Annotated in this window: 21 protein-coding genes; 4 read left to right on the forward strand and 17 right to left on the reverse strand. The window is 71.4% G+C overall.

The window, feature by feature from the left end; genetic code table 11:
• Nucleotides 1-60 precede the first annotated feature (60 nt).
• Nucleotides 61-1,626, forward strand: a complete 1,566-nt coding sequence (locus AB0D99_RS14185) for a helicase HerA-like domain-containing protein (RefSeq protein ID WP_362360259.1) — start codon at nucleotides 61-63, stop codon at nucleotides 1,624-1,626.
• Nucleotides 1,627-1,742: 116 nt separating this feature from the next.
• Here AB0D99_RS14185 and AB0D99_RS14190 read toward each other — a convergent pair whose 3' ends face one another.
• From AB0D99_RS14190 to AB0D99_RS14210, 5 genes are all read right to left on the reverse strand, one after another.
• On the reverse strand, nucleotides 1,743-3,305 hold the full coding sequence (locus AB0D99_RS14190) for a M28 family metallopeptidase (RefSeq protein ID WP_362360262.1): 1,563 nt from the start codon (nucleotides 3,303-3,305) through the stop codon (nucleotides 1,743-1,745).
• 115 nt (nucleotides 3,306-3,420) lie between these two features.
• Nucleotides 3,421-4,014: an HhH-GPD-type base excision DNA repair protein gene (locus AB0D99_RS14195; protein WP_362360265.1), complete on the reverse strand. Its 594-nt coding sequence runs from the start codon at nucleotides 4,012-4,014 to the stop codon at nucleotides 3,421-3,423.
• Nucleotides 4,015-4,151: 137 nt separating this feature from the next.
• Nucleotides 4,152-5,297: a hypothetical protein gene (locus AB0D99_RS14200; protein WP_362360268.1), complete on the reverse strand. Its 1,146-nt coding sequence runs from the start codon at nucleotides 5,295-5,297 to the stop codon at nucleotides 4,152-4,154.
• Between the two features lie 79 nt (nucleotides 5,298-5,376).
• A complete protein-coding gene (locus tag AB0D99_RS14205) occupies nucleotides 5,377-5,937 on the reverse strand; it encodes an alpha/beta hydrolase (protein ID WP_362360271.1) in 561 nt (186 codons plus the stop codon).
• 175 nt (nucleotides 5,938-6,112) lie between these two features.
• Complete coding sequence (locus AB0D99_RS14210; RefSeq protein WP_362360274.1) at nucleotides 6,113-8,383, reverse strand: excinuclease ABC subunit UvrA; 2,271 nt, start codon at nucleotides 8,381-8,383, stop codon at nucleotides 6,113-6,115.
• 98 nt (nucleotides 8,384-8,481) lie between these two features.
• Here AB0D99_RS14210 and AB0D99_RS14215 point away from each other — a divergent pair, with 98 nt between their 5' ends.
• A complete protein-coding gene (locus tag AB0D99_RS14215) occupies nucleotides 8,482-9,273 on the forward strand; it encodes a TetR/AcrR family transcriptional regulator (protein ID WP_362360277.1) in 792 nt (263 codons plus the stop codon).
• Here the strand turns inward: AB0D99_RS14215 and AB0D99_RS14220 are convergent.
• On the reverse strand, nucleotides 9,245-9,913 hold the full coding sequence (locus AB0D99_RS14220; protein WP_362360280.1) for a TetR/AcrR family transcriptional regulator: 669 nt from the start codon (nucleotides 9,911-9,913) through the stop codon (nucleotides 9,245-9,247). The genes AB0D99_RS14215 and AB0D99_RS14220 overlap by 29 nt on opposite strands.
• A 169-nt stretch (nucleotides 9,914-10,082) precedes the next feature.
• Here AB0D99_RS14220 and wrbA point away from each other — a divergent pair, with 169 nt between their 5' ends.
• Nucleotides 10,083-10,691: an NAD(P)H:quinone oxidoreductase gene (wrbA, locus tag AB0D99_RS14225; protein ID WP_362360283.1), complete on the forward strand. Its 609-nt coding sequence runs from the start codon at nucleotides 10,083-10,085 to the stop codon at nucleotides 10,689-10,691.
• A 38-nt stretch (nucleotides 10,692-10,729) separates the two neighbouring features.
• On the opposite strand, the gene AB0D99_RS14230 is transcribed toward wrbA, so the two are convergent.
• From AB0D99_RS14230 to AB0D99_RS14280, 11 genes are all read right to left on the reverse strand, one after another.
• Complete coding sequence (locus tag AB0D99_RS14230) at nucleotides 10,730-11,938, reverse strand: sigma-70 family RNA polymerase sigma factor (protein ID WP_362360286.1); 1,209 nt, start codon at nucleotides 11,936-11,938, stop codon at nucleotides 10,730-10,732.
• 2 nt (nucleotides 11,939-11,940) lie between these two features.
• Nucleotides 11,941-12,366 (reverse strand): YciI family protein, encoded by a 426-nt coding sequence (locus tag AB0D99_RS14235; RefSeq protein WP_362360289.1) that lies wholly within the window; start codon nucleotides 12,364-12,366, stop codon nucleotides 11,941-11,943.
• A 20-nt stretch (nucleotides 12,367-12,386) separates the two neighbouring features.
• Nucleotides 12,387-13,313 (reverse strand): ATP-grasp domain-containing protein, encoded by a 927-nt coding sequence (locus AB0D99_RS14240; protein WP_362360292.1) that lies wholly within the window; start codon nucleotides 13,311-13,313, stop codon nucleotides 12,387-12,389.
• Between the two features lie 74 nt (nucleotides 13,314-13,387).
• Nucleotides 13,388-14,569 (reverse strand): winged helix DNA-binding domain-containing protein, encoded by a 1,182-nt coding sequence (locus AB0D99_RS14245; protein ID WP_362360295.1) that lies wholly within the window; start codon nucleotides 14,567-14,569, stop codon nucleotides 13,388-13,390.
• Between the two features lie 264 nt (nucleotides 14,570-14,833).
• A complete protein-coding gene (locus tag AB0D99_RS14250; RefSeq protein ID WP_362360298.1) occupies nucleotides 14,834-15,889 on the reverse strand; it encodes an aldo/keto reductase in 1,056 nt (351 codons plus the stop codon).
• A gap of 317 nt (nucleotides 15,890-16,206) precedes the next feature.
• Nucleotides 16,207-17,034 carry an alpha/beta hydrolase gene (locus AB0D99_RS14255; protein WP_362360301.1) on the reverse strand — a complete coding sequence of 276 codons (828 nt, stop codon included), beginning with the start codon at nucleotides 17,032-17,034 and terminating at the stop codon, nucleotides 16,207-16,209.
• A complete protein-coding gene (locus AB0D99_RS14260; protein WP_362360304.1) occupies nucleotides 17,031-18,038 on the reverse strand; it encodes a DUF5937 family protein in 1,008 nt (335 codons plus the stop codon). The genes AB0D99_RS14255 and AB0D99_RS14260 overlap by 4 nt, the downstream gene beginning before the upstream one ends.
• Nucleotides 18,039-18,360: 322 nt before the next feature.
• Nucleotides 18,361-20,646 carry an ABC transporter permease gene (locus AB0D99_RS14265; protein ID WP_362360307.1) on the reverse strand — a complete coding sequence of 762 codons (2,286 nt, stop codon included), beginning with the start codon at nucleotides 20,644-20,646 and terminating at the stop codon, nucleotides 18,361-18,363.
• Nucleotides 20,643-21,302 (reverse strand): ABC transporter ATP-binding protein, encoded by a 660-nt coding sequence (locus AB0D99_RS14270; RefSeq protein WP_362360310.1) that lies wholly within the window; start codon nucleotides 21,300-21,302, stop codon nucleotides 20,643-20,645. Before AB0D99_RS14270 ends, AB0D99_RS14265 begins: the two co-directional genes overlap by 4 nt.
• A gap of 81 nt (nucleotides 21,303-21,383) precedes the next feature.
• On the reverse strand, nucleotides 21,384-21,713 hold the full coding sequence (locus AB0D99_RS14275; protein ID WP_362360313.1) for a hypothetical protein: 330 nt from the start codon (nucleotides 21,711-21,713) through the stop codon (nucleotides 21,384-21,386).
• Between the two features lie 314 nt (nucleotides 21,714-22,027).
• Nucleotides 22,028-23,704: an MFS transporter gene (locus AB0D99_RS14280; protein WP_362360316.1), complete on the reverse strand. Its 1,677-nt coding sequence runs from the start codon at nucleotides 23,702-23,704 to the stop codon at nucleotides 22,028-22,030.
• A 217-nt stretch (nucleotides 23,705-23,921) separates the two neighbouring features.
• Between AB0D99_RS14280 and AB0D99_RS14285 the strand changes: the two genes are divergently transcribed.
• Nucleotides 23,922-24,641, forward strand: a complete 720-nt coding sequence (locus AB0D99_RS14285) for a TetR/AcrR family transcriptional regulator C-terminal domain-containing protein (RefSeq protein ID WP_362360319.1) — start codon at nucleotides 23,922-23,924, stop codon at nucleotides 24,639-24,641.
• Nucleotides 24,642-24,690: the final 49 nt, after the last annotated feature.

Here is a 24,690-nt window from a genome sequence, read left to right on the forward strand (position 1 = left end):
CACGCGACCGCAGTGGGATGCTGGGGCAAACCGGAGCAGAACGGGAATTGGGGTCCTCTGATGAGCGCGAGCGAACAGTCTCCGGCCACCACGATCGCGGCCGGGTACGCCTTCACCGGGGCCGCGCTCGATCTGGGGGCGCTGCTGTGGGACGGGGTCTGTCACCCGGACGCGCCGATCCGGATCCCCCTTCCGATGCTCAACCGGCACGGCCTGGTCGCCGGTGCGACCGGCACGGGCAAGACGAAGACGCTCCAGCTCATCGCCGAGCAGCTGTCGGCGAACGGCGTGCCCGTCTTCCTCGCCGACATCAAGGGTGACGTCTCCGGGATCGCGGCGCCGGGCGCGGAGGGCGAGAGGGTCCGCGAGCGGGCCGGGCAGGTGGGGCAGGAGTGGACGGCGCGGGGCTTTCCCTGCGAGTTCTACGGGCTCGGGGGCGTCGGCCCCGGCATCCCCGTGCGGGCGACGGTGACCGGCTTCGGTCCGGTGCTGCTGTCGAAGGTGCTCCAGCTGAACCAGACGCAGGAGCAGTCGCTCGGCCTGATCTTCCACTACGCGGACTCCAAGGGCCTGGAGCTGGTGGATCTGAAGGACCTGCGGGCCGTGGTGGCCTTCCTGGTCTCGGACACCGGCAGGCCGGAGCTGAAGGGGATCGGCGGGCTCTCGACGGTGACGGCCGGGGTGATCCTCCGGTCGATCACCGCCTTCGAGCAGCAGGGGGCGGGCGGGTTCTTCGGGGAGCCGGAGTTCGACACGGCCGAGTTCCTGCGGACGGCGGACGACGGGCGCGGGGTGGTGTCCGTGCTGGAGCTGCCGGCGGTGCAGGACAAGCCGCAGCTCTTCTCGACCTTCCTGATGTGGATGCTGGCGGACCTCTTCGACGACCTGCCCGAGGTCGGGGATCTGGAGAAGCCGAAGCTGGTGTTCTTCTTCGACGAGGCGCATCTGCTCTTCAACGGGGCGTCGAAGGCGTTTTTGGAGTCGATCACGCAGACGGTCCGGCTGATCCGCTCGAAGGGCGTCGGGATCTTCTTCGTGACCCAGACGCCGAAGGACGTGCCGGGCGATGTGCTTGCCCAGCTGGGGAACCGGGTGCAGCACGCGCTGCGGGCGTTCACGCCGGACGACGCGAAGGCGTTGAAGGCGACGGTACGGACGTTCCCGAAGTCGCCGTACGACCTGGAGGAGGTCCTGACGGGCCTCGGGACGGGCGAGGCGGTGGTGACGGTGCTGAGCGAGACGGGCGCGCCGACGCCGGTCGCGGTGACGCGGCTGCGGGCGCCGGAGTCGCTGATGGGCCCGATCGACGCGGGGGCGCTGGACGCGGCGGTGAAGGGCTCGGCGCTGTACGGGCGGTACGCGCAGGCGGTCGACCGGGAGTCGGCCTACGAGAAGCTGACGGCGGAGCAGCGGGCGGCGGAGGAGGCGGCGTTGAGGGCGGCCCGGGAGGCCGAGGCGGCGAAGACGCCGGCGCGGGCGCCGCAGGCACCGCCGAAGGAGGAGGAGTCGCTCGCCGAGCAGGTGATGGGGAGCGGGATGTTCACCTCCCTCGCGCGCTCGATCGGGACGCAGTTGGGCCGGGAGATCAGCCGCTCGATCTTCGGCACGGCCCGCCGGAGGCGGTGACGCGCGGAACCCCGCGGACCCGAGGTCTCCAGCCCCGGCCGCCGGACCCGCGGAGGTGCCGGACGGCGAAGGGCCCGGCCCCCGTGAAGGGACCGGGCCCGGGCTCGGAGGTCGTCCTACTCGGTGACCTCGTGGCCGTGGTCCTCGTGGAGGCCGCCGCCGCTGCCCGCGTCGCCCTCGGTCGGGACGGAGACGACCGGACGCTTCAGGGAGCTGATGTCGTGGGCGTAGGTGCCCACCGCGTTGGCGATGACGTCGATGTTGGCGTCGAACGCCTTCATGTTGATGTTGGACAGGTTGTCGCCGGCCGCGTGGTAGTTCACGTCGTACGCGACCCCCGCCGTACCGCCGAACTTGGCCGCCTGCGCGGCCGTCTTGATGCCCTCGGCGCCGGTGAAGGTGCCGCCCGACGGGATGCCGATCTCGATGAACGGGCCGTAGTCCGAGCGGCCCGTGAAGTCGGTGCCCTCGTGCGGGAGGCCGCGGTCGTCCATGAAGTCGGTGATGTCCCGCTCCAGTTGGGCCGAGCCCTCCGGGCCCGCGCCCGCTCCGGTGTTGTCGGAGTTGTCGCCGTCGTACACGAACAGGCCGTAGTTCGGCGAGGCGATCATGTCGAAGTTGAGGTAGAGCTTGACTTCCTTCTTGTCCAGCTCGCTCATGTTCGCGACGTAGTGCTCGGAGCCGAGCAGGCCGTTCTCCTCGGCGGACCACCAGGCGAAGCGGACCTTGTTGCGGTTCTTCTCCTTGGACTTGGCCAGGTCCAGGGCGACCTCCAGCAGACCGGCGGAGCCGGAGCCGTTGTCGTTGATGCCCGGTCCCGCGGTCACCGAGTCGAGGTGCGAGCCGAGCATCACGGTGTTGGCCGCGTTGCCGCCCTTCGTCTCCGCGATGACGTTGTTGGTGGTGCGCTTCTCCTGGAGCTGGCGGATCTCGAAGGAGATGTTCACCGGGCCCTTGGCGAGGTCGGCGGCGAGCTTCTCGCCCTCGGCCTGGGTGACACCGCCGGTCGGGATCTTCCCGGCCGCCGGGTCGCCGAGCGTGCCGGAGAGGGCGCCGTCGGTGTTGTTGTAGATGATCGCGCCCGCGGCACCCGCCGCTGCGGCGTTCTCCTGCTTCACGGCGAAGGTGCAGCCGCCGCGCTTGATCAGGGCGATCTTGCCGGTGAACGTCGAGGAGGCGAAGTCCGCCGGCTCGCAGCCGGTGGTGCCGTCGGCGTCGACCGGCACGGCCGCCAGGTCGGCCTTGATGCCCCCGACCGGCGTCGACTTCGTGTAGGTCATCGCCGAGATCGCGATGTCACGGGGCGCCGGGGAGACCACGGAGGCCTTCTCGGCCAGCGTCTGCGTGTAGAGGAACTCGAACTTCTGGTACGAGACGTTGTAGCCGGCCTTCTTGAGCTGCTGGTACACGTACGCCGCGGAGGCGTCGTGCCCGAGCGATCCGGCCGCGCGGTGACCGCCGGCCGAGTCGGCTATCGCCTGGAACTTCTGCAGGTGCTGGTAGGCGTCCTTGCCGGACGCCTCGCGGACCAGCTTCTTCGCCAGCTTCGCGGCGTCCCGGGTGGGCTTGGCCACGGGGTCCGAAATGGCGGTGGCGGGGGAAGCGGCGGCCAGCAGGAGCGGGGTCGCGAGTGCGGCTGCGGCCAGGGTGGCCGCGGCTCTGCGAGAGGATGCGTTCACAGAGGTCCTTCCCGATGCGAACGAGGTTGAGGGGAAGTTAGCGATCTCAGGTGCTCCCTGTGAACAGGTCCGCGACAATTCATGTCGCATTTAGCAGGATTGACATGCGGAACCGTCAATTCTCTCCCGCTTTGGCTGCTTTTGCGGCGCGCTTCGCCTCCTGCTTGAAGGCACGGACCTTGGCGAGCGACTCCGGTCCCGTGATGTCCGCGGCCGAACGGAACGAGCCTGTCTCGCCGTACGCGCCGGCCGCCTCCCGCCAGCCCTCCGGACGTACGCCGTACTGCTTGCCCAGCAGCGCGAGGAAGATCTGCGCCTTCTGCACCCCGAAACCCGGCAGCGCCTTCAACCGGGCCAGCAGCTCCTTCCCGCTCCCCGCGTCCGCCCAGACGGCCTCGGCGTCACCGCCGTACTCGTCGACGAGGAACTGGCACAGCTGCTGGATCCGCTTGGCCATCGACCCGGGGTAGCGGTGCACGGCGGGCTTGTCGGAGAGCAGCGCGCCGAAGGCGTCGGGGTCGTACGCGGCGATCTGTCCCGCGTCGAGATCGTCCGTGCCGAGCCGCTGGGCGATCGTGTACGGCCCGGAGAACGCCCACTCCATCGGGACCTGCTGGTCGAGCAGCATGCCGACGAGCGCGGCGAGCGGGGAGCGGCCGAGCAGCTCGTCGGCCTCCGGCTGTTGGGCGAGGTGGATCTCGGTGGTCATGATTCGATGATCGCGCCGGAGCGGTCTCCCCGCACGGGCTGTCACCCGATGTGGTCATCCGCTGCCACGTGGGCGCCTGCGGCGGAGGCGAGCCCCGCCGCCCCGGTACGCCGCCTCCCGCGCACGCGACGTCGGGGTCAGGGGTTGCGGTCGGCCGCGCGCGAGAGCGTCCAGACGTAGTACCAGGCGTTCTCCCGGAGGGTGCGCGGGCTGTTGTCGGCCCCCGCCTGGAACGCGCCCCACAGCCCGCCCGCCGCCCCGCCGACGACCGCCGTGAGCGCCGACTGGAGGGCGGGTCCGTAGACGGCGACCAGGCTGGCGGTGACCGTACCGACGACGGCCCCGGTCACGGCCACGGCCCGCTTGCGCCGGACCTGGTTCATCTGGGACCGCATCTCCCGGACTCCGTCCTGCATCCGCAGGCTGATCTTCATCAGCTCCTTCTGCCGTCCGTCCGCGTCGAGCGCGCTGTCGATGTTGGCCATCTCCATCCGCAGCCATCCGCGATTGGCCCGGTAGCCGTCGAACTCCCCCATCGTGATCTCGCTGAACTCCTCCAGCGAGACGCCGTCGATGAAGGGCAGTTCCAGTTCCTCGATGACCGGGATCACGAGCTCGCTGAGCACGGCGGGGGTGTGGCTCTGGGCCACCACCCGGCGCCCGCTCGCCGCGAAGTCGAGCAGGCCCGGCACGTCGGAGTCCGTGACCGGCCCGGAGCGCTCCTCATAGGTGGGGTCGATCGGCTCGCCGACATAGCCGTGGTGGGTGGTGTGACGGGACACCGAGTACGTGGGCAGGTACCAGGCGCAGCCCGCGCGCAGCAGCGGTTCGGTCTGCAGCAGCCAGCGGCCCAGCCGCTCCGGGTCCGGGCAGTACATGTACAGGTCTTCGGTGGTGTCCGTCCCGGTGGGCAGGACACCGGTGCGGTCCTCCTCCTCGGTCCGGGGGATGAACGAGCTCCGGTTCGAGAGCATCCTGACGTGGTGGCGCTGCCCCGCCCCGTTGTGGGACAGCAGCAGGGTGTCCGTGACCAGCACGGCCCGCTTGGTCAGGTCGGCGAAGTCGCCGGAGTCGACGCCGATGCCGACGTGGAAGCGCGAGGCGGCGAAGCGCTTCTCGTCCACGAGCCGGCGCCGGCGTCGGTGGAAGAGGTGCGCGCCGTACGCCTGCGCCACCCGCCGGGGGTCTCTCCTGGTCTCGGCCGACAGCCCTCTGAAGAAGCCCCGCATCTGCCCGGCGACGACGGCGTTCTCGACTGCTCCTGCCCTGCTGAGCCACCTCATGGCTCGCCACCCTAGGCAGCACCCGGGGGGCCGCGGGGGGATTCCGTGATCGTTCGCCCGCGAGGATGACGGCGACGCCCTAGCGGGGCCCGAGCCTGGTCTCCGGGTCCTCGCACCACTGGAGGACCGAGGGCCACTCCCCGTAGCCGGAGTCCGGGGTGAGGTGCACCCCGCCGGGAATCACGTCCATGTCGAGGCCGAGCGGGGTGCCGTACGGGACGTCGGCGCCCTCCGGGCAGTACGGGTCCCCGGCGGCGTACACGAGCCGCGCCGGAGCCTTCAGCCGTACGGCGTCCAGGTCGAGCCCCTCGGCGAAGGCGGCGATCTCGGGGATCGAGGCCGTCACGGTGGGGGAGGGCGGGGCGACGAGCAGGACCCGGTCGACGTCGGGCGAGGCGGCCCGCAGCCAGAGCAGGACGGACAGGCTGTGCGCGATCACGACGAACTCGCCCTCGGAGGGCCGGTGGAGCTGTGCGCGCAGCGCCGCCGTCCAGTCGTCCAGGACGGGCGCGTCCGGCTCGGGCAGCTGCGGATAGCGCACCTCGTGCCCGCGCGCCCGCAGCTCCCCGGCCAGCCAGTGGTGCCAGTGGCCGGGCGGACGGTGGTTCTGGAAGCCGTGGAGGATGAGGAAGGTCGCCATGGTGCCGATGGTGCGCCGCGGGGGAGCGCGCGGTCCAGGCCGTTCCGGGTGGTGGACGGGCATGCCGGATTCCCCCGGGGTGCCGTGGGCGCCGGGAGGTGTCTCCCGCCCCGCGCCCCGGGGTGCCGTGGGCGCCGGGAGGTGTCTCCCGCCCCCCGCGCCCACGGCCACGTGGTCAGGCGCCGACGTACGCCTTCAGATGGCGTGCCGTCAGGGTGTCGCCCTTCTCCACCAGTTCGGACGGCGTGCCCTCGAAGACGATGCTTCCGCCGTCGTGGCCCGCCCCCGGTCCCAGGTCGATCAGCCAGTCGGCGTGGGCCATGACCGCCTGGTGGTGCTCGATGACCACGACCGTGTTGCCGGCCTCGACCAGCCGGTCCAGGAGCGCCAGGAGCTTGTCGACATCGGCCAGGTGCAGTCCCGTCGTCGGCTCGTCCAGGACGTAGATCGCGCCCTTCTCGGCCATGTGGATCGCCAGCTTCAGCCGCTGGCGCTCGCCGCCCGAGAGAGTGTTGAGGGGCTGGCCGAGGCGGAGGTAGCCGAGGCCGACGTCCTTCAGACGGCCGAGGATCGTCCGCGCCTGGCCCTTCGCCGTGAAGAAGTCGTACGCCTCCTCGATCGACATCGACAGCACCTCGTGGATGTTCTTCCCGTCGAGGGTGTAGGAGAGCACCTCGGTGGTGAAGCGCTTCCCCTCGCACTCCTCGCAGACCGAGGCGACGCCCGCCATCATCGCGAGGTCGGTGTAGACGAGACCGAGCCCGTTGCAGGTCGGGCAGGCGCCTTCCGAGTTGGCGCTGAAGAGGGCGGCCTTGACCCCGTTGGCCTTGGCGAAGGCGTTCCGGATCGGGTTGAGGACGCCCGTGTACGTCGCCGGGTTGGAGCGGCGTGAGCCGCGGATCGGCGACTGGTCGGCGACGACGACCCCTTCCCTGCCCGGCAGGTTCCCGTGGATCAGGGACGACTTGCCGGAGCCGGCCACGCCCGTGACGACCGTCAGGACGCCGGTCGGGATCTCGACGCTCACGTTCCGGAGGTTGTGCTGGGTCGCGCCCTCGATGGCGAGCGAGCCGGTCCGGGGCCGTACCTCGGTGCGCAGCTTGGCCCGGTGCGCGAGGTGGTCGCCGGTCAGCGTCCCTGAGGTGCGCAGGCCGGGCACGTCGCCGGAGTAGCGGATCTCGCCGCCCGCCGAGCCCGCGCGGGGGCCGAGGTCGACGACGTGGTCGGCGATCTCGATGACCTCCGGCTTGTGCTCCACGACGAGGACGGTGTTGCCCTTGTCGCGCAGCCGCAGCAGCAGGTCGTTCATGCGCTGGATGTCGTGCGGGTGCAGTCCGATCGTCGGCTCGTCGAAGACGTACGTGACGTCGGTGAGGGAGGAGCCGAGGTGGCGCACCATCTTCACGCGCTGCGCCTCGCCGCCCGAGAGCGTGCCGGAGGCCCGGTCCAGGCTGAGGTAGCCGAGGCCGATCTCGACGAGGGAGTCGAGCAGCTCGCGCAGGCCGGCGAGGAGCGGGGCGACGGACGGGTCCGCGATCCGGCGGACGAACTCGGCCAGGTCGCTGATCTGCATCGCCGAGCACTCGGCGATGTTGACTCCGTCGATGCGGGAGGACAGCGCCGCCCGGGTCAGGCGGGTGCCCTCGCACTCCGGGCAGGTGCGGAAGACGACGGCGCGGTCCACGAAGGCCCGGATGTGGGCCTGCATGGCCTCGCGGTCCTTGGTGAGGACGGTGCGCTGGAGCTTCAGGACCAGGCCCTCGTAGGTGAAGTTGTTGGAGCCGACCTTCACCTTGCAGGACGGCCTGTGGAGGAAGTCCTCCCACTCCTGCTCGGTGAAGTCCGCCAGCTTCTTGTCGGGGTCGTAGAAACCGGAGTTGGCCATGATCTGCCACATCCAGGAGTCGACGGCGTAGCCCGGCACGGTGATGGCGCCCTCGTTGAGGGACTTGGTGCGGTCCACGAGCTCGTCGACGTCGATGTCGGAGACCTCGCCGACGCCCTCGCAGCGCGGGCACATGCCCTCGGGCAGGTTGAAGCTGAAGGCGCCGGAGGTGCCGATGTGCGGGGTGCCGAGACGGCTGAAGACGATCCGGAGCATCGTGTACGCGTCGGTCGCCGTGCCCACCGTGGAGCGGGAGTTGGCGCCCATCCGCTCCTGGTCGACGACGATCGCGGCGCTGAGGTTGTGCAGTCCGTCCACGTCCGGCCGGCCGAGGCTCGGCATGAAGGACTGGAGAAAGGCGCTGTAGGTCTCGTTGATGAGGCGCTGCGACTCGGCGGCGATGGTGCCGAAGACGAGCGAGGACTTCCCCGAGCCGGAGACACCGGTGAAGACCGTGAGGCGGCGCTTGGGGAGGTCGACGGAGACGTTCTTGAGGTTGTTCTCCCTGGCTCCGCGGACCTGGATGACGTGGTGGCTGTCCGCTGCGGCGGGGGTGGTCATGTGTGCGCCCTCCGATGGTGGTCCCGTACCGGGACCACGTTACTCTATACAGCGTACAAAGTAATGTGAGTAAGGTCTGACCTGCGAGAATGGGTGTCATGGCAAAGGATCGGAGCAGCGGGGAGGGGGATCCGGCGCGGACCCTGGAGCTGCTGTGGCGGGACGGCGCGGCAGCGGCCCCCGGGGGCCGGCGGCGGGGGCCTCGGCAGGGGCTGACCGTGGACGCGGTCGTGGACGCGGCGATCGGTCTGGCCGACGAGGGCGGGCTCGACGCGCTCACGATGCGCGCGGTCGCGCAGCGCCTGGGGGTGACCCCCATGACGCTCTACACCTACATACCGGCCAAGGCCGAGCTGCTCGATCTGATGCTGGACGCCGTCTTCCTGCGGATGCCGCGCGCGGCGTTCGCGGCGCGGGAGCCCTGGCGGGAGCGGGTGACGGCGGTCGCCGACGCCAACCGCGCGCTCTATCTGGGCCATCCCTGGCTGGCGGAGCTCAGGGTCCACCGGCCGCCGCTCGGGCCGGGGGTGATGACGAAGTACGAACACGAGCTCGGCGCCTTCGAGGGCATGGGGCTCGACGACGTGGCCATGGACTCGGCCCTGACCCATCTCCTCGGCTTCGTGCAGGCCGTGGCGCGGACGGAGCTGGACGCGCGGGCCGTGGAGCGGGAGAGCGTGCTGTCCGACCACGAGTGGTGGGCCGCGCACGAGCCCCTGCTGACCCGGGTGCTCGACCCGGAGCGCTTCCCGCTGGCGGCGCGGGTGGGGGAGGCGTCGGCGGTGGCGTACCAGGGTCTGTACGACGCCGGCCACGCCTACGCCTTCGGTCTCTCCCGCGTCCTGGACGGGCTCGCGGCGCTCATCCCCCCAGGTTCAGCAGCGCGTTGAGCCCCTCCTTGAGCTCGTCCGCGGAGAGCTCGCGCTCGACCGACAGATGGTGCATCAGGCTCGGCGAGAACGGCGCGAGCAGGAGGTGGGCGAGCAGCGCGCCGTTCGCCTCGGGTCGCAGCCGCGAGAGCAGCAGCGCGACATGGGTGTGCATCGCGAGGTACGCCCCGCTGGTGTAGCGGGCGCTGGGGGCGGCGGCCTGGGCGGCGAGCAGGAGCTCGCGCTGTTCGATGACCCGGTCGACGAGGGCGTCGAGGAAGGCATGCAGCCGCTCGTCGGCGGGGGCGCCAGGGCCGAGCGGGGGCGGGCCGCCCATGTACGCCTCCTGGAACTGCCGCTCCCGGTCGTCGAGGAGGGCCCACAGGAGCTGGGAGACGTCGCCGAAGCGGCGGTAGACCGTGCCCACGCCGATGCCGCTGGCGTGGGCGACCTGGTTCATGGTGACGGCCTCGGGCCCCACCTCGGAGACGATCCGGGCCGCCGCGTCGAGGATCTTGCGCCGGTTGCGCGCGGCGTCGGCCCGCTCGGGGGCGGCGCGTCCGGCGGTGGGCAGCAGGGTGATCCCGGGGGTGGCGGGGACGCCCGCGACGGGGAGCGGCGCGGGGCCGCCCTGCGCCGGTTTCTTCTTCTCCGTGCTCATGTCGTCCGCCTGCCCTTCGCCCTTCGCCCCGAGCCCCCTCGGTCCGTCCGTGAGTCGAGCATAACGGAGCGGTATCCGGTTCCTCATGAGCTCCTCTTGCGAAGTGGATGGCTATCCGTTTACGCTCGGACCCGTAGAACCGGAACCGAATCCGCTTAAGGGGCTCGACATGTCCGTCAAGGTTGCTGTCATCTACTACTCGGCCACGGGGAACGTGCACGAGCTCGCGCAGGCCGTCGCCGAAGGCGCCGAGAAGGCGGGCGCGGAGGTCCGGCTGCGCCGGGTGCCCGAGCTCGCCCCCGACGCCGCCATCGACTCGAACCCGGCGTGGCGCGCCCATGTGGACGCCACGAGCGACGTCGAGATCGCCACGCTCGACGACCTGGAGTGGGCCGACGCCTACGCCCTCGGCTCGCCCACCCGGTTCGGCAACGTCGCCGCCCAGCTGAAGCAGTTCATCGACACCTCGGGCGGGCTCTGGCAGCAGGGCGGCATGGCCGACAAGCCGGCGACCGCCTTCACCAGCGCCCACAACGTGCACGGCGGCAACGAGTCGACGCTGCTCGCCCTCTACAACACCTTCCACCACTGGGGCTCGGTCATCGTCTCCCCCGGCTACACCGACCCGGCGGTCTACGCGGCGGGCGGCAACCCCTACGGCACGGCGCACCCGGGCGCGAACGGCACCCCGGAGGAGAACGTCCTCCAGGCCGCCCGCTACCAGGGCGCGCGCCTGACCACGTTCGCCAAGAAGCTGAAGGGCCTCGCGACCGACTGACCTCCGGACGGGGCCGCGCACGAGAGGCGGACGCGGGCTCAGTCGCCCAGGCGGGACGCCTTCGTGTGCAGGTAGTGGCGTTCCGGGAGGCTGAGGGTGAGGCGCGCCGCCTCCTCGTAGGCCGCGCGGGCCGCTTCCGTCGCTCCGGTGCGCTCCAGGAGATGGGCGCGGACCGCCGCGAGGCGGTGGTGGTCCTTCAGACGCGGTTCCAGAGACGCGAGTTCGGCGAGCCCCGACTCCGGGCCGTGCACCATCGCGACGGCCACCGCGCGGCCCAGTTCCGCCATCGGATCGGGGGCCCGGGCGGCCAGGAGGTCGTAGAGGGCGAGGATCTGCGGCCAGTCCGTGTCCTCCGGGCGGGCCGCCTCGTCGTGGAGCGCCGAGATCGCCGCCTGGAGCTGGTACGGCCCCGGCGGGCCCTCCGCGAGCGCCTCCTCGACCAGGGCCGTGCCCTCGGCGATCGCGCCGGAGTCCCAGAGCGAGCGGTCCTGTTCGTCCAGGGGGATCAGCTCGCCGTGCGAACCCGTCCGGGCCGCGCTGCGAGCCTCCGTCAGCAGCATCAGGGCCAGCAGCCCGGTCACCGCCCCCTCCCGCGGCAGCAGGCGGCGCACGGCACGCGTCAGCCGGATCGCCTCGCCCGCCAGGTCACCGCGGCGCAGGGCCGCGCCCGAGGTCGCGGTGTACCCCTCGTTGAAGATCAGGTAGAGCACCTGCAGGACGGTGGCCAGCCGGGCGTCCCGGTCGTCCGGGCCGGGCGGGTGGAACGGATGGTCGCGGAGCTTCGCCTTCGCCCGGCTGATCCGCTGCGCGATCGTCGCCTCGGGTACGAGATGGGCCCGGGCGATCTCCGCCGTGGTGAGGCCGCCCACCGCGCGCAGCGTCAGCGCGATCCGCGCGGCGGGCGCCAGCGCCGGGTCGCAGCAGAGGAACAGCAGCGTGAGGGTGTCGTCGTCGGACGGAGCGGCCCGGGTCTCGCGGGGCTCCAGACGGGCGGCGGTCTCCTCCCGCCGCGCCCGCGCCTCGTCCGCGCGCAACTGGTCGGTCAGCCGCCGCGAGGCCACCCGGATCAGCCAGCCCCGCGGATTCGCGGGCGTCCCCGCCTCCGGCCACTGCCGCGCGGCGGCCAGCAGCGCCTCCTGCACGGCGTCCTCGGCGGCGTCGAAGTGGCCGTAACGGCGCACGAGCGCGCCGAGGACCTGCGGCGCGTGCCTGCGCAGCAGGTCCTCGACCCTCTCCTCCTCGCCCACGCTCAGCCGGCGAGGAACTCGGACTCGGAGCGCTCGTCGATCTGCCGGATCACCACCGGGTACTCCGGCGCACCGTCCGGCTGAGGGCACCGGGCGACGCGCGCCGCGATCTCGGTGACCCGCTCCAGGCTCGCGCAGTCGAGCACCCAGTACCCGGCGAGCAGCTCCTTCGTCTCGCTGTACGGCCCGTCGGTGATCACCGGCTGCCCGGCCTTGTCGACGGACACGAACCGCGTCCTGGCCGGCTCGACGAGCCCCTGTGCGTCGACCAGCTCGCCCGACTCCGCGAGGTCGTTGTTGATCGACCCCATGTGCTCGAACATCGCCTTCATGTCCTGCTCGCTCCACACGGGACCCTGCCCGGAGCTCTTGCCGCTCATCACGTCGTAGTCGGCCTGGGATCCCTGCACCATGACGAGGTACTTCATGACGTTCTCCTTCGGTGGTCTCATCCGGTTTCCGGATGCCTCTCACAAGGGACGTCGGAGCCGGGCGCCGATCCTCGACACCTCGCGGGGTCCGATCCGAATTCTTCTCGGATTCCACCCGCAGGAACCACGGCTCCGGCCCCGGTGCTCCTCCGCCGCAGGAAGGGCCGGTCCCGCTCCGTGACGAGGGGCAGCGGCCCCGCGGCGCGCAGCACGACGTCGAGGACCCGGTCGGGCTCGGCCCCGTAGCTGTGCGCGAACCACGGCATGTTCGCCTCGACCACCGCCCACCGTCCCCCGCCCGTCTCCGCGTCCCCGACCAGGCCGACGTCGACGACGACCGCGCTCGGCAGCGACTCGCCCGCCTCGGCGAGGAGCCGTTCGCCGAAGCGCCGGGCATCCGCCGGGAGCGGACCCGGGTCGAGACGGCCGTGCACGGCGTACCGGCTCCCCGTGACGATCCGCCCGTCGAGCGCGAAGAGCCGGAACTCGCCCGCGAAACCGACCACCTCCGAGACCAGGACCGCCGTGTCCGGCGGCAGGTGCCCCGGCACCCCTCGCGCGAGGCCGTCGCCGTCCGCGTACACCGCCGGCGGGAAGGACTTGTCCACCGGCGGCTTCACGAACGCCGGCTGCCGAAGGGTCGCCGTGGCCTCCTCCAGAGTCGTCAGGACGACGCGACGGGCGGTGAACTCCTCCGACAGGTCCGCGAGCCACGCGTCCGCCGGCTCCAGCAGGCCGAGGCCCAGCGGCAGGGCGATCCGGTCGGCGAGCAGCGGGCCGCCGTACCAGTGGTGCCACGGCGGGCCGGGCGCGACGGGGTCGGGCAGCCCGTCCAGGACGCGTACCCCCATGCCGCGCCGCGCTGCCGCCTCCGACAGCAGGACCGTCGTGGACGTGAGCTGCGGCGAGGTCACCAGCACCGGTCGCCCGCCCTCGGACCGCACGTCCGCGCTCCCTTCGTCCCCCATCCCCTCCCCGGAGCCCGGCATCCTGCCCTCCACCGTCCTCTCGCCCCCGCTCATCCCCCGGCCGCCAGCTCCCGCTCCAGCGGCGAGCGGAAGCGGGGAGTCACCCGTACGTCGCCGATCCAGCCCGCGAGCCGCTCCGCCTCCGCGCCGATGGCGGCGCCGGCCTCCGATCCCACGTCGGCGAGCAGCCGGTGGACGATCTCGCCGTCCGGTCGCTGCGCCCACACACCGACGACGCGGCCGTTCCACCACACCGTCGGGCCGATGTTCCCGCTGCGGTCGTACAGCACGGGCCTGAACTCCGGGTCGACGTACCAGTCGCGCTGCTGCCAGCCCATCGCCGTCGGATCCAGTGAGGGCAGCAGCGCAGCCCACGGCTCCGGCGCCGGTACGGGATCGGTGTCGTGCGGCAGGACATGGCCGGTGCCCTCCGCCAGCTCCACCTGCTGCGTGCCCAGCGCCGCCAGCGCCTTGCGGACGTCGGTGACCTTCCAGCCGGTCCACCACTTCAGGTCGGCCTCGGTCGCGGGCCCGCAGGTCGCCAGCCAGCGCCGTACGAGCTCGGCGTGGGCGTCCGCGTCGTCGGGATCGGGGCGCTCCGGGGTCAGCGTCCAGCGGAACCGGCTGGAGGTCCAGCTCCCCTGCGGCCGGCCGCGGGCGATCCGGCCCTCCATGCCGAGGACCCGCAGCAGCCGACTGGAGAGCGGCTGGTTCCCCTCCTGGCGGGTGCCGGCCCCGTACACGTACTGCACGCGCAGCCGCGGGACGGCCGCGCCCAGCTCCGCGCCGGTCGCCTCGCCGCGCGCCGCCAACTCCGCCGTCACCAGCCGCTCGGTCTCCGCCAGCCACTCCTCGTCGTACGCGCTCCCCTTGCGCAAGTCCCTGACCAGCATGGCCCGTTCGCGGGTGGCGACGTCCCGCGTGGTGGAGGCGTGCACGGCGGGCGTGAGATCGGTCGGGAAGACGAAGATGGTGTGCCGCATCCCGTGCATCCGGGTCAGCGTCCGCTCTTCGTACAGGGCCCGTTCCAGGGCTCGTACCGGCCCTTCGTCCCCGCTCAGCCGCGCCCCCACCGACAGGAAGACGCTCGCCGGGTCCGTCGCGTGCAGGGCCACGAGGGACCGCGCCACCTCCGCCACGTCCGCCGTCCGTGCCTCCCCGGCCAGCCGGTGCCGTACGGCCAGCCGGGCCCTGCGCTCGTCCGTCGTGACCGGACGCCTCTTCGTACCCATGCCGGTAAGCATGGCTCCTCACACTGACAGGAGGCCCGGGGCACTCACCTTGGTGGGGCGATGCGGGCGGGAGCCCCTGGGCCGGGGCGTCATTCGGGCGGGCGCTCGGTCTTCGGCCGGGCCGTCACTCCGCCGGGTGCTCGCTCACCGGCCGGGTCGTCATGCCGCCGGGCGCTCGCTCAGCGGCCGGGCTGTCATGCCGCCGGGCGTTCGCTCAGCGGCCGGGCCGTCATGCCGCCGGGTGCTCGCTCAGCGGCCGGGCCGTCATGCCGCCGGGCGCTCGCTCAGCGGCCGGCGCCGCAGCGTCGCGTCCGTCAGGGCCGCCGGGCGCCAGACGCCGTCCGGCTGGTAGAGGTTCGTCCCCGGCGGGACGATCTCGTCGATGCGGTCCAGGGCGTCGTCGTCGAGGACCAGCGAGGCGCCCTTGAGGAGACCCTCCAGCTGCTCCGCCGTCCGCGGGCCGATGATCACGGACGTCACCGCGGGGTGCGCGGCCGCGAAGGCGATGGCGAGCTCGGGCAGCGAGCAGCCGATGTCCTCCGCCAGGGCGACGAGCCGCTCGACGGCGTCGAGTTTGGCGGCGTTTCCGGGGATCGCCGGGTCGAAGCGGTGCGGATGGAGCGCGGGACGCCCGCTCGTGAGGTCGATCGGCCGGTCCTTGCGGTACTTCCCGGTCAGGAACCCCGACGCCAGCGGACTCCAGGTCAGCACCCCCATCCCGTACCGCTGCGCCACCGGCAGCACCGATGCCTCGATGCCCCGCGCGAGCAGGGAGTACGGCGGCTGCTCGGTGCGGAAGCGCCGCAGCCCGCGCCGCTCGGCGACGGCATGCGCCTCGACGATCTCCTCGGCGGGGAACGTGGAGCAGCCGAACGCCCGGATCTTGCCCTGCGCCTGGAGGTCGCCGAGGACCGCGAGCGTCTCCTCGATGTCCGTACGGTGATCGGGACGGTGGACCTGGTAGAGGTCGATCCGGTCGGTGCCGAGCCGCGTCAGGCTGTCCTCGACGGCCCGGGTGAGCCAGCGCCGCGAGAGACCGCCGCGGCCCGGCCCCTCGCCGAGCGGGAAGTACCCCTTGGTGGCGAGGACGACGCCGTCCCGCCGCCTGGGGTCCCGCAGCGCCTTGCCGACGATCTCCTCGGACTCACCGGCCGAGTACATGTCGGCGGTGTCCACGAAGTTGATGCCCTGGTCGAGCGCGGCGTGGATGACGCGTACGGAGTCCGCGTGGTCGGGATTGCCGACGGCGCCGAACATCATCGTGCCGAGGCAGTACGTGCTGACTTCGATCCCGGTCCCGCCGAGTACGCGATAACGCATGTGTCGAACCTCCCCCTGGTCTTCCGGCGTACAGCCGGTTCGCGCGCACTCTAGGAGCTGGAGTGGACTCCAACGCAAGGGGTGGCCGTCGGGCGTGCGGCCGGTTCGCGTGGCATTTCAGGAGCTGGGGGGATTCCAGCGCAAGGGGTGGGCGTCGGGCGTGCGGCGGGTCCGCGCGGCCTCTCAGGATCTGGGGTGGACTCCAGCGCAAGGGGTGGGCGTCGGGCGTGCGGCGGGTCCGCGTGGCATTTCAGGAGCTGGGGTGGACTCCGGCGCAAGGGGTGGGCGTCGGGCGTGCGGCGGGTCCGCGCGGCCTCTCAGGATCTGGGGTGGACTCCAGCGCACGTGCCGATGAAGTCGACCAGCAGCCGGTGGAGGGCATCGGGCCGTTCCAGGTGGACGTCGTGACCCGATCCGGGGACGCTCGCCGACCACAGGGCGGGCCGTCCGCGGACCATCCCGTCGAACTGCTCCGCCGCGATGATCCCGTTCTCGGCGACCACCGCCAGCGTCGGGCACTCGATCGCCGCCCACTCCTCCCACCAGCCACGGGCGGCGTTCTCGGCGAGCGAGCGCACCATCACCTCGGGGTCGAAGCGCGGCCAGAGACCACCGCCGTCACGTTCCTCCAGTCCGGCCGCCCACCCCTCCCCGACGGCCCCGCCGCCCAGAAAGCGCACCGCCGCCTCCCGCGAGGGGAACGGCACGGGCCAGGACCTCAGCCAGCCGCCGATCTCCTCGCCGAGCCCCGAGTCCGCCCGCTCCGGCCCGGCGTCGACCAGCACCACCCCGCCGGGCAGCCCGGGATGCGCGGCGGCGGTGAGCATGGCGGTGTGACCGCCGAGCGACTGCCCGATCAACACGGGCCGCTCCAGCTCCAGTCGATCGACGACGGCCACGACATCGGCGACGTACGCGGCTCGTGAGGTGTCCTTCGGGAAGCGCTCGCTGTGCCCGTGCCCGCGCTGGTCGACGGCGACGACCCGGTGGCCGTCCGCCCGGAGCCGTACGGCGACCGCGTCCCACTCGCCGGCGTGCCCGGCGAGCCCGTGGAGCAGCACGACGGGGGCTCCGGAGCCGCCCCCGTCCCGGCAGGACAGCCGTACGCCGTCCTCCCGTTCGACGATCCGCTCCGACCAGGTCATACGAACTCCTCCGAGGGGGCGAGCAGTGCGTCCGCGACCGACGTACGGGCGTAGAGGACGGAGCGGCCGCTGCGGTGCGCGGTGACGAGGCCGGCGTTGCGCAGCGCCGTCAGGTGCTGGGAGACACCGGCGGCCGACAGGCCGCAGTGGGCGGCGAGCTGGGTGGTGGAGGCCGGGGTGTCGAGTTCGGTGAGGAGCAGGGTGCGGGAGCGGCCGAGGACGGCTGCGACGGCGTCGGTCGCGGCGTTCGTACGCGGTTCCCAGAGGTTGCCGACGCCCCTCGCGGGATAGGCGAGCTGGGGCGGATCCGCCGCCACCGCGCGGGTGAGGACGCGTGGCCAGGCGAACGCCGAGGGGACGAGCAACAGCCCCGCGCCGACCTGGTCGCGGGTCATGGTGGCGCGGTGGCGGCGGACCATGTGCAGGGTGTCGTCGTCCCACCGGACGGTCTCGTGGAGCTCGCTCAGGACGCGCGCGGAGCCGTGCTCGGCGACCTGCCGCGCGCGGTGGAAGACATCGGCTTCGAGGATCTGGCGGATGCGGGCCCAGTAGGGGGCGAGGGCGAGTTCCCAGTACGTCTCGATCTCGGCGGCGACCTTCTCCAGGGCCTCCTCGGGCGCCTCGCGCAGCAGCCTGAGCCGGGGCGAGGGCCGGCCGCCGACCGGATCCTTGGCCCGGAGGACGTCCAGGTCGGCGTGGACCTGCGCGGGGGTGGACGCGCGGATGGCGTCGAGTTCGGCGGCGAGGGCGGGGAAGGGGGTGGCGGGGGTCGGGGTGAGGAAGTCGGCGAGGTAGCCGTGGCCGGGCACGAGTTCGGCCAGCCAGCCGCTGTCCAGGCCCGCCTGCGCGAGCCGGGGCCGCACCTGCGCGGCCCAACGCCGGTGCAGCGGCGGATCGGTGGTGTCCCGCAGCAGCCGGAAACTGGTGACGACCTCCCACATCGGCGAGACGATGAACCGGGTCTGCGCCAGGTCCGCGGCCGAGAAGTTGAGCCCCGATTCCATGGGTCCCCCACACCGTAGATCGACTCGGCCCGAGCTTAGCCACCGGACCGCCCCGACGCCCGGCGCGGTGGCCCGCCGATGTCCCCTCCGTCCGCGGACCGTGTGGACGGCTTTCCCGCGTTCTTCCTGGCGCACAGCATGTGACGGGGAGGAGGTAGACGTACGTCGTCGGTGTCCGCAACCTCCTGGTCCCGGCCGCCGACGCCGCGTCCGCCACCTCCTGGGCCGGCCGCCGACGCCGCCTGCCCCTCCCTCGAAGGACGGGCCACGCCCTGGCGGCGAGAGCGACCGGACCTGGATGACGGTGCCGACGCCCGCCCGCTCAGTCGCGCCGGATGTGCTCCGGATCGACGTGGCGCCGTACGAGGGGGAGCGAGGCGACCGCGGCGGCGATCAGCACGCCGAGACAGCAGACGAGCAACAGCGGCAACCCACTCCAGTCCCAGTGCACGGCCCCGCCTCCGGTGATCAGATAGCTCGACTCGGCCAGCCACCCGGTGACGACGGCGGCCCCCAACCCGAAGGCGAGCGGCAACACCACCTGCGCACACTGCACGACCCGCAAGGTGGCCGCCTTGGCCCCGAGCAACGCGAGCGCGGCGACCTGCCCCCGCCGCTCCATGGCCCGATCGGCGACGGACACGACGAAGGCGGCGACGCTGATGACGAGACCGAGAACCATACCGACGGCTAGGAGGCTTCGGATGACGGTGAGTTGGGCGAGAGAGTCGATGACGATGCCGACGGGTGTGACTTCGGCACGCGGGGCGATGCCGCCGATGCCGTCGAGAGCGGTGCGGACGGTCTGGGTGTCCGAGGACGACACGAGAACGATCTTGCCCTCTGTGGGTAGGGCGCCATGAGGAAGGAACGACGGTGGCACGAGTACGTCCGCCGTCCCGAAGCCGTAGGTGTCGTATGTGTGAACGGTGAGCCGTTCGCGGGGCACGACTACCGTGGCCTTCTGGCCGTTATTCAGAAGGATCGGATACGACTTGCCGGGCTCGGCCGCCTCATTCGCCGCATGCGCGGGGTGGACCAGGTGGAGTAACTTTCCGTCGGAACATCCCTGAGACGACTTACTGAAGGCGGCCAGCTGGGCGCAGGTGGCGACGGCCACCTCGATGCCGGGGTGGATGGTGCCGTCGGTCGGGCTCCAGGACGGGGCGCTGATGCCGTGAGCTTGCACTCCTTCCACCCGGGTCAATCCCTCGCGCTGGGCCGAGGTCAGTTCGGTGAGGCTGATGTCGTACTCCTGAATGGGCGCGCTGTTGCGGCTCACCTGGCTGAGTTCAACGAGGACACCCTGCGTGAGCGAGGTGGCGTAGACGAGCAGCACGAGCCCCGTAACCACCCGCAGTGAGGCACCGGGCTGGACCTCGGCACGGCGCATCGCGAGCGCCAGTGGGAGCGATCGCGTGGTCCGGGCGAGACGGCGAGCGAGCCACGTGGTGATCGGCGGCAGCCCGAACACCAGCCCGGCTCCGGTCGCCAGTACGGCGGCGGGAACCAGAAGAGTGTTGGCGGAGCCGCCGGAGGGATCCTTACCCAGCACGCTGAGCATGCAGTAGCCAACGATGACGCCGAGCCCGGGGAGCAGCAATAGCGTCCCGTACATCCGGGGACGCCTGGGCTCTGCGGTTCGCCGGATGTTGAGTGGAGTGAGCGCCGCCGCGCGGGCGCTGTGCCGTCCCACGAACCAGGCGAGCGCCGGGCAGAGGATCAGGCAGGCGGCGAGCGTGGTGGCCTCGGGGCGGCCGTCCGCGGGGTACCAGTGAAGGCCGGGCAGGCCGACCCTCGCCATGATTTCGTTGACGACGAGATAGCCGCCGACGCCGAGCATTGCCCCGAGGAATGCCGCCGATACAGTCTCGCCGGCATTGACCCGCAAGGTGTCTTTGACGCTCATCCCTACGAGCCGCAGCGCCGCAAGTCTGCGGGCACGGGACTCGGCTGAGAGCCGGGCACACACCGACAGGAACACAGCGAGGGGGAGCAGCACCACGCAAGCGAGAGTGAACCGCAGGATGTCGAGTGTGGACTCTTCGACGACCTCAGTGACGGCGTATGGAGCGCCGAAGTAGTCCACACGGCGAAGGTGCTCGTCGTCCGGGAGCTGATCGTGAGAGCTGCCGATGTAGGCGTAGAGCTCGTCGGGTCCGGCAAGCCCTTCGGGACCGATGGTGCCGATCACCTTGCCGGGCAGGAGTCCAGCGACGCCGGGTGTTTCGGCCAGGATCTCGCGCAATCGAGGGGAGACGAACACTTCTCCGGCGGCGGGAAGTCTGTCGAGGCCCGGAGGGACCGGCGCCGGGCCGGAGATCGATCGGGCGATGAAGAGGCGGCGGAGCGGCTGAGATCCGTAGGCGTCCTTGTGGCCACGCGCGACCGTGCCGAGGTTCGACTGTTCCTTCTTCAGCTCGTAGTTGGTTCGCGGCTCACGAGCAGCGGACCGCGCGTCGTGGGCGGCGAGAATCGACGGAATGGTCAGTACGGCAGCGAGGCAGGCCACCCCGAGCGAGCAGCCGAAGGTCATCAGCAGAAAGCGGGCTCGACCTCTGCGTCCGCCTCGCCACAGCAGCCGCATTCCGAGCAGGAAGGGGTTCACTTCAGAATCCCGTCGCTCATCGTGTACCGGCTGTCGGCGTGCTCGGCCACCGCAGCATCATGCGTGACGATGACCACGGCGGTGCCCTGGTCGCGTGCAAGACGCAGGAACTCCTGTAGTACGGCTGAGGCGTTGACGCTGTCGAGCGCGCCGGTCGGCTCGTCGGCGAACACGACATCCGGCCTGTGCACCAGTGCCCGGGCTACAGCGACTCGCTGACTTTGCCCGCCGGACAGCTGGGAGGTCCTGCGTTGCAACAACTCGGTCATCCCGAGCCGCCCGAGGACCTCCCCGGCAGCCGCGTGTGCGGGCGCCTTGCGCTGACCGGCGAGCCGCAGAGGTAGAGCGGCGTTCTCCTCGACTGTCAGCTCGGGCAGCAATTCCCCGTACTGAAAGACGAACCCGAACCGTTCCCGGCGCAGTGCGCTCAGCTCCTCATCGGTGAGCGATGAGAACGCCATATTGTCGAAGGAGACGGTGCCGTTTGTTGGTGCCAGCACCCCTGCCAGGCAGTACAGGAGCGACGACTTTCCGGAACCGCTGCTGCCCATGATGGCCGTCACCTCCCCCCGCCTGAGCGAGAAGTCCGCGGCGTCGACGGCCTTCTGCGTTCCGTAGAAGAGATCCACGCCCTTGGCGCGGAGAATGACGTCCATCCTGGTGCGAACTCCCTTGCGCCCGGAGGACGCGCACCCGCGCCCTCCGGAACTCTTCGGACCACTTGGCTAGTGCTATGACTACTTGTTGACCTTCGGGCGCTTGAAGGACGCGGTGTCCGCGCAGTTGTCCGGGCGGAGGGATCCGCGGTCGCGGCAGGCCCGGATCCACGCTTCGTTCGTGTACTGGGCGGCGCCGTCGTAGATCACCTTGTCCAGTTGGACGGTCTTCTTCTGCTTTCCATAGAGACGGCTCCAGCTGTACCCCTCGACCTTGCTCTCCACATAGACGTTGTGACCGTCCGCTGGATCGGCATCCTTGAGTGACAGCCTGAAGTGGAATCCGCCGTGGTTCTGCCCCTTGGGCTCCCACTTGTATGTGCCCTTTGCGATCAGACCGTGGGTCTCCATATGAGGCAGGTCATGCCATCCATCCGCAACGGCAACCCCCGCCCCACCCAGGAACAGCCCCGCCGCAATCGCCGTCGTCGCCAACTTCCGCACGCTTCCTCCAATGTGAGAGAGCACCCCAAACGGGCGTTGCGGAAAGTGTTCCAGTGATTACGGAGAGCATCACCCGCTGTAACGTCTCTGCCGCCCCGGACCCCCCGAACCGGTGACATCACCACACGAGTCGCACCACCGATCCGCCCCGGAAACGCCGAAGACCCCGACCGGTCTCCCGGGCGGGGTCTTCCGTGCGCTTTTCGGTGGGGCGGCCGGGGTCAGCCGACGAGTTCCGGCTTGCCGGCGACGCCCGCCGCGTCCGAGCCCTCCGAGCCCGAGCCCTCCGAGCCCGAGCCCTCCAGGCCCGTGCCCTGGCCCGTCTCCGCGTCCGCCGGGCTCGCGCCCCGAGCCTCCGCCCCGGCGGCCTGCGCCTCCGCGCCCGCCTCTGCCCCCGAAGCTTCCGGCCCCGAAGCCTCCGCCCCCGAAGTCTCCCCGCCCGGCTTCGTGTTCCGCATGACCAGTGCCGCCAGGCCCGCCGCGGCGAGGACGCCGATCGCGCTGATCGTGAAGGTCGCCGACATCGACGTCGTGAACGCCTCCCGGGCCGCGTTCATCAGGCCCGCGTCGCCCTGCGCCGCCGCCAGGGCGCCGCCGATCGAGCCCTTCGCCTGTTCCGAGGCGCCCGCCGGCATCTCCGCGGCGAAGCGGCTCGAGAGGAGCGAGCCCAGGATCGCGATGCCGAGCGCGGTGCCGGCCTGCTGGATCGTGTCGTTCAGGGCCGAGCCGACGCCCGCCTTCTCCGCCGGGATCGTGCCCATCAGGGCGCCGACCGCGGCCGGCATCGCGAGGCCGGCGCCGAGGCCGAGCAGGCCGAGGGCGACGGCCGGGACGGTGAAGCCGGACGAGGCGTCGACCGTGGTCAGCAGGGCGAACGAACCGGCCATCGTGAGCAGTCCGGCCAGGACCAGGGAGCGGTAGCCGAGCTTCGCGGCCAGTCCGGCGCCGGCGGCGTTGCCGATCAGCGCGGCGACGGCCAGCGGCATGAACGCGAGGCCCGCCTTCACCGGCGAGTAGCCGAGGACGAACTGCAGGTACTGGGTGAGGACCAGCAGCAGACCGCCGTTACCGATCTGGACAAGGGTCAGCGAGAGCGAACCGCCGCTGAAGTTCCGGTTCTTGAAGAGGACCAGCGGAACCATCGGCGACGGGGTGATGTTCTCCCAGATCACGAACCCGGCGATGGCGGCGACCGCGACGGCCAGTGTGACCGCGCCTCGGCCCTCGAAGGCGCCGTGCTGCGGGATCTCGATGATCCACCAGATCAGGGCGGTCATACCGACCACGGACAGCACCGCGCCCAGCGGGTCCGGCTTCTGCCAGGGGCCCTTCGACTCCGGCATGAGGGTGAGAGCGGCGATCACGGCGAGCACGACGACCGGGACGTTGATGAGGAAGATCGACTGCCAGGAGAAGTGGTCGATGAGCACACCGCCGAGCACCGGGCTGCCGACGAGGCCGAGCATCGACACCGAACCCCAGGCCGCCATCGCCTTGCTGCGCTCGTCCTCCTCGAAGACGGTGATGAGGATCGACAGCGTCGACGGCATGATCAGCGCGCCGCCGACTCCCATCGCGATGCGTACGGCGATGACCTCGCCGGGGTCGTTCGCGAAGGTCGCCGCCAGTGATGCCAGGCCGAAGAGCACCAGGCCGATGATCATGACCTTCCGGCGGCCGAACCGGTCGCCGAGGCTTCCGGAGGTGAGCAGGAGTCCGGCGAAGACCAGGATGTACGAGTCGAGGATCCACTGGATGTCCTGGGCGCTCGCGCCGATGTCCTCGGTCATCGCGGGCACCGCGACCGTCAGTGCCATGCTGTCGACGACCAGGACCAGCGTGCTGAGGCAGAGCACGACGAGGATCCACCAGCGGCGTGGATTGCGGACGGTTTCCATGGGAGTTCCTCTCAGGCGAAGCGCACGGTGTTCCTTCGTTGCGAACACTGTACGCAGACGCGCACAGTGTTCGCAACCCCTCATGATGTACGCAGAAGCGCACGCCGTGCGCAGAGATGGACTCCTGTACGCTAAATGCGCACGCTGTACGCACCCGTGTATGCACGGATACGCGGGCAGATGCGCCCGTACCGCCCATGCGCACCGAAGGAGGATCATGGCCGCCAAGCCGAACCCGATCCCGTCCGTCTGGGCCCGGCAGCAGACCGCGCCCGATCAGCCCTCGCTCAGCCGCGCCGCGATCGTCCGCGAGGCGATCGTCATGCTGGACGCCGACGGCACCGAGGCGCTGAGCATGCGCAAGCTAGGCGCCCGCCTGAACGCCGGAGCCACATCCCTCTACCGGCACGTCGCGACCAAGGACGAGCTGATGGAGCTCGCGGTCGACGAGGTCTTCGGCGAGGTCGTCGTACCTCCCGTCGACAGCCCCGACTGGCGCGCCGCGGCGACGGAGGCCGCCGGCTCGTTCCGCGCGACGGCGCTGCGCCACCCCTGGCTGGCCTCGGTCCTCGGCCAGGCGGGCCTCGCCTACCTGGGGCCCAACCTCATGGCGTACTCGGAACGGATGGCCACCCTCTTCACGAACGTCGGCTTCCCCGAGCCGAGCCGGGCGATCGAGACCCTCCTGACGTACGTCATCGGGATGAGTACGACGGAGGCGGCCTGGCTGACGACGGTCGCCCGCTCCGGCGAGTCGGAGGTCGAGTTCGTCGCCCGCTTCACCCCTGCCGCCCAGCAGGCGGCGGCCGGACACGACTACCTGGTCGCGGCGTACGAGTCCTCCCTCAACGTCGATCCGGCCGAGATCCGCGACGCGAAGTTCACCTACGGCCTGGACGTCGTCCTGGACGGCCTCGCCCTGCGCCTCCCGCACTGACGCGTCCCGGACGGCCTTGCCCTGCGCCTCCCGCGCTGACGCGTCCTGA

It is taken from the genome of Streptomyces sp. NPDC047971 (assembly GCF_040653355.1).
Classification (GTDB): domain Bacteria; phylum Actinomycetota; class Actinomycetes; order Streptomycetales; family Streptomycetaceae; genus Streptomyces.

Excerpts from the sequence above, each read along its gene's own strand:
- AB0D99_RS14185 (WP_362360259.1), top strand. The coding sequence starts at position 61 with ATGAGCGCGAGCGAACAGTCTCCGGCCACCACGATCGCGGCCGGGTAC.
- AB0D99_RS14195 (WP_362360265.1), bottom strand. The coding sequence starts at position 4,014 with ATGACCACCGAGATCCACCTCGCCCAACAGCCGGAGGCCGACGAGCTG.
- AB0D99_RS14200 (WP_362360268.1), bottom strand. The coding sequence starts at position 5,297 with ATGAGGTGGCTCAGCAGGGCAGGAGCAGTCGAGAACGCCGTCGTCGCC.
- AB0D99_RS14205 (WP_362360271.1), bottom strand. The coding sequence starts at position 5,937 with ATGGCGACCTTCCTCATCCTCCACGGCTTCCAGAACCACCGTCCGCCC.
- AB0D99_RS14210 (WP_362360274.1), bottom strand. The coding sequence starts at position 8,383 with ATGACCACCCCCGCCGCAGCGGACAGCCACCACGTCATCCAGGTCCGC.
- AB0D99_RS14215 (WP_362360277.1), top strand. The coding sequence starts at position 8,482 with ATGGCAAAGGATCGGAGCAGCGGGGAGGGGGATCCGGCGCGGACCCTG.
- AB0D99_RS14220 (WP_362360280.1), bottom strand. The coding sequence starts at position 9,913 with ATGAGCACGGAGAAGAAGAAACCGGCGCAGGGCGGCCCCGCGCCGCTC.
- wrbA (WP_362360283.1), top strand. The coding sequence starts at position 10,083 with ATGTCCGTCAAGGTTGCTGTCATCTACTACTCGGCCACGGGGAACGTG.
- AB0D99_RS14235 (WP_362360289.1), bottom strand. The coding sequence starts at position 12,366 with ATGAAGTACCTCGTCATGGTGCAGGGATCCCAGGCCGACTACGACGTG.
- AB0D99_RS14245 (WP_362360295.1), bottom strand. The coding sequence starts at position 14,569 with ATGGGTACGAAGAGGCGTCCGGTCACGACGGACGAGCGCAGGGCCCGG.
- AB0D99_RS14250 (WP_362360298.1), bottom strand. The coding sequence starts at position 15,889 with ATGCGTTATCGCGTACTCGGCGGGACCGGGATCGAAGTCAGCACGTAC.
- AB0D99_RS14255 (WP_362360301.1), bottom strand. The coding sequence starts at position 17,034 with ATGACCTGGTCGGAGCGGATCGTCGAACGGGAGGACGGCGTACGGCTG.
- AB0D99_RS14260 (WP_362360304.1), bottom strand. The coding sequence starts at position 18,038 with ATGGAATCGGGGCTCAACTTCTCGGCCGCGGACCTGGCGCAGACCCGG.
- AB0D99_RS14270 (WP_362360310.1), bottom strand. The coding sequence starts at position 21,302 with ATGGACGTCATTCTCCGCGCCAAGGGCGTGGATCTCTTCTACGGAACG.
- AB0D99_RS14275 (WP_362360313.1), bottom strand. The coding sequence starts at position 21,713 with ATGGAGACCCACGGTCTGATCGCAAAGGGCACATACAAGTGGGAGCCC.
- AB0D99_RS14280 (WP_362360316.1), bottom strand. The coding sequence starts at position 23,704 with ATGGAAACCGTCCGCAATCCACGCCGCTGGTGGATCCTCGTCGTGCTC.
- AB0D99_RS14285 (WP_362360319.1), top strand. The coding sequence starts at position 23,922 with ATGGCCGCCAAGCCGAACCCGATCCCGTCCGTCTGGGCCCGGCAGCAG.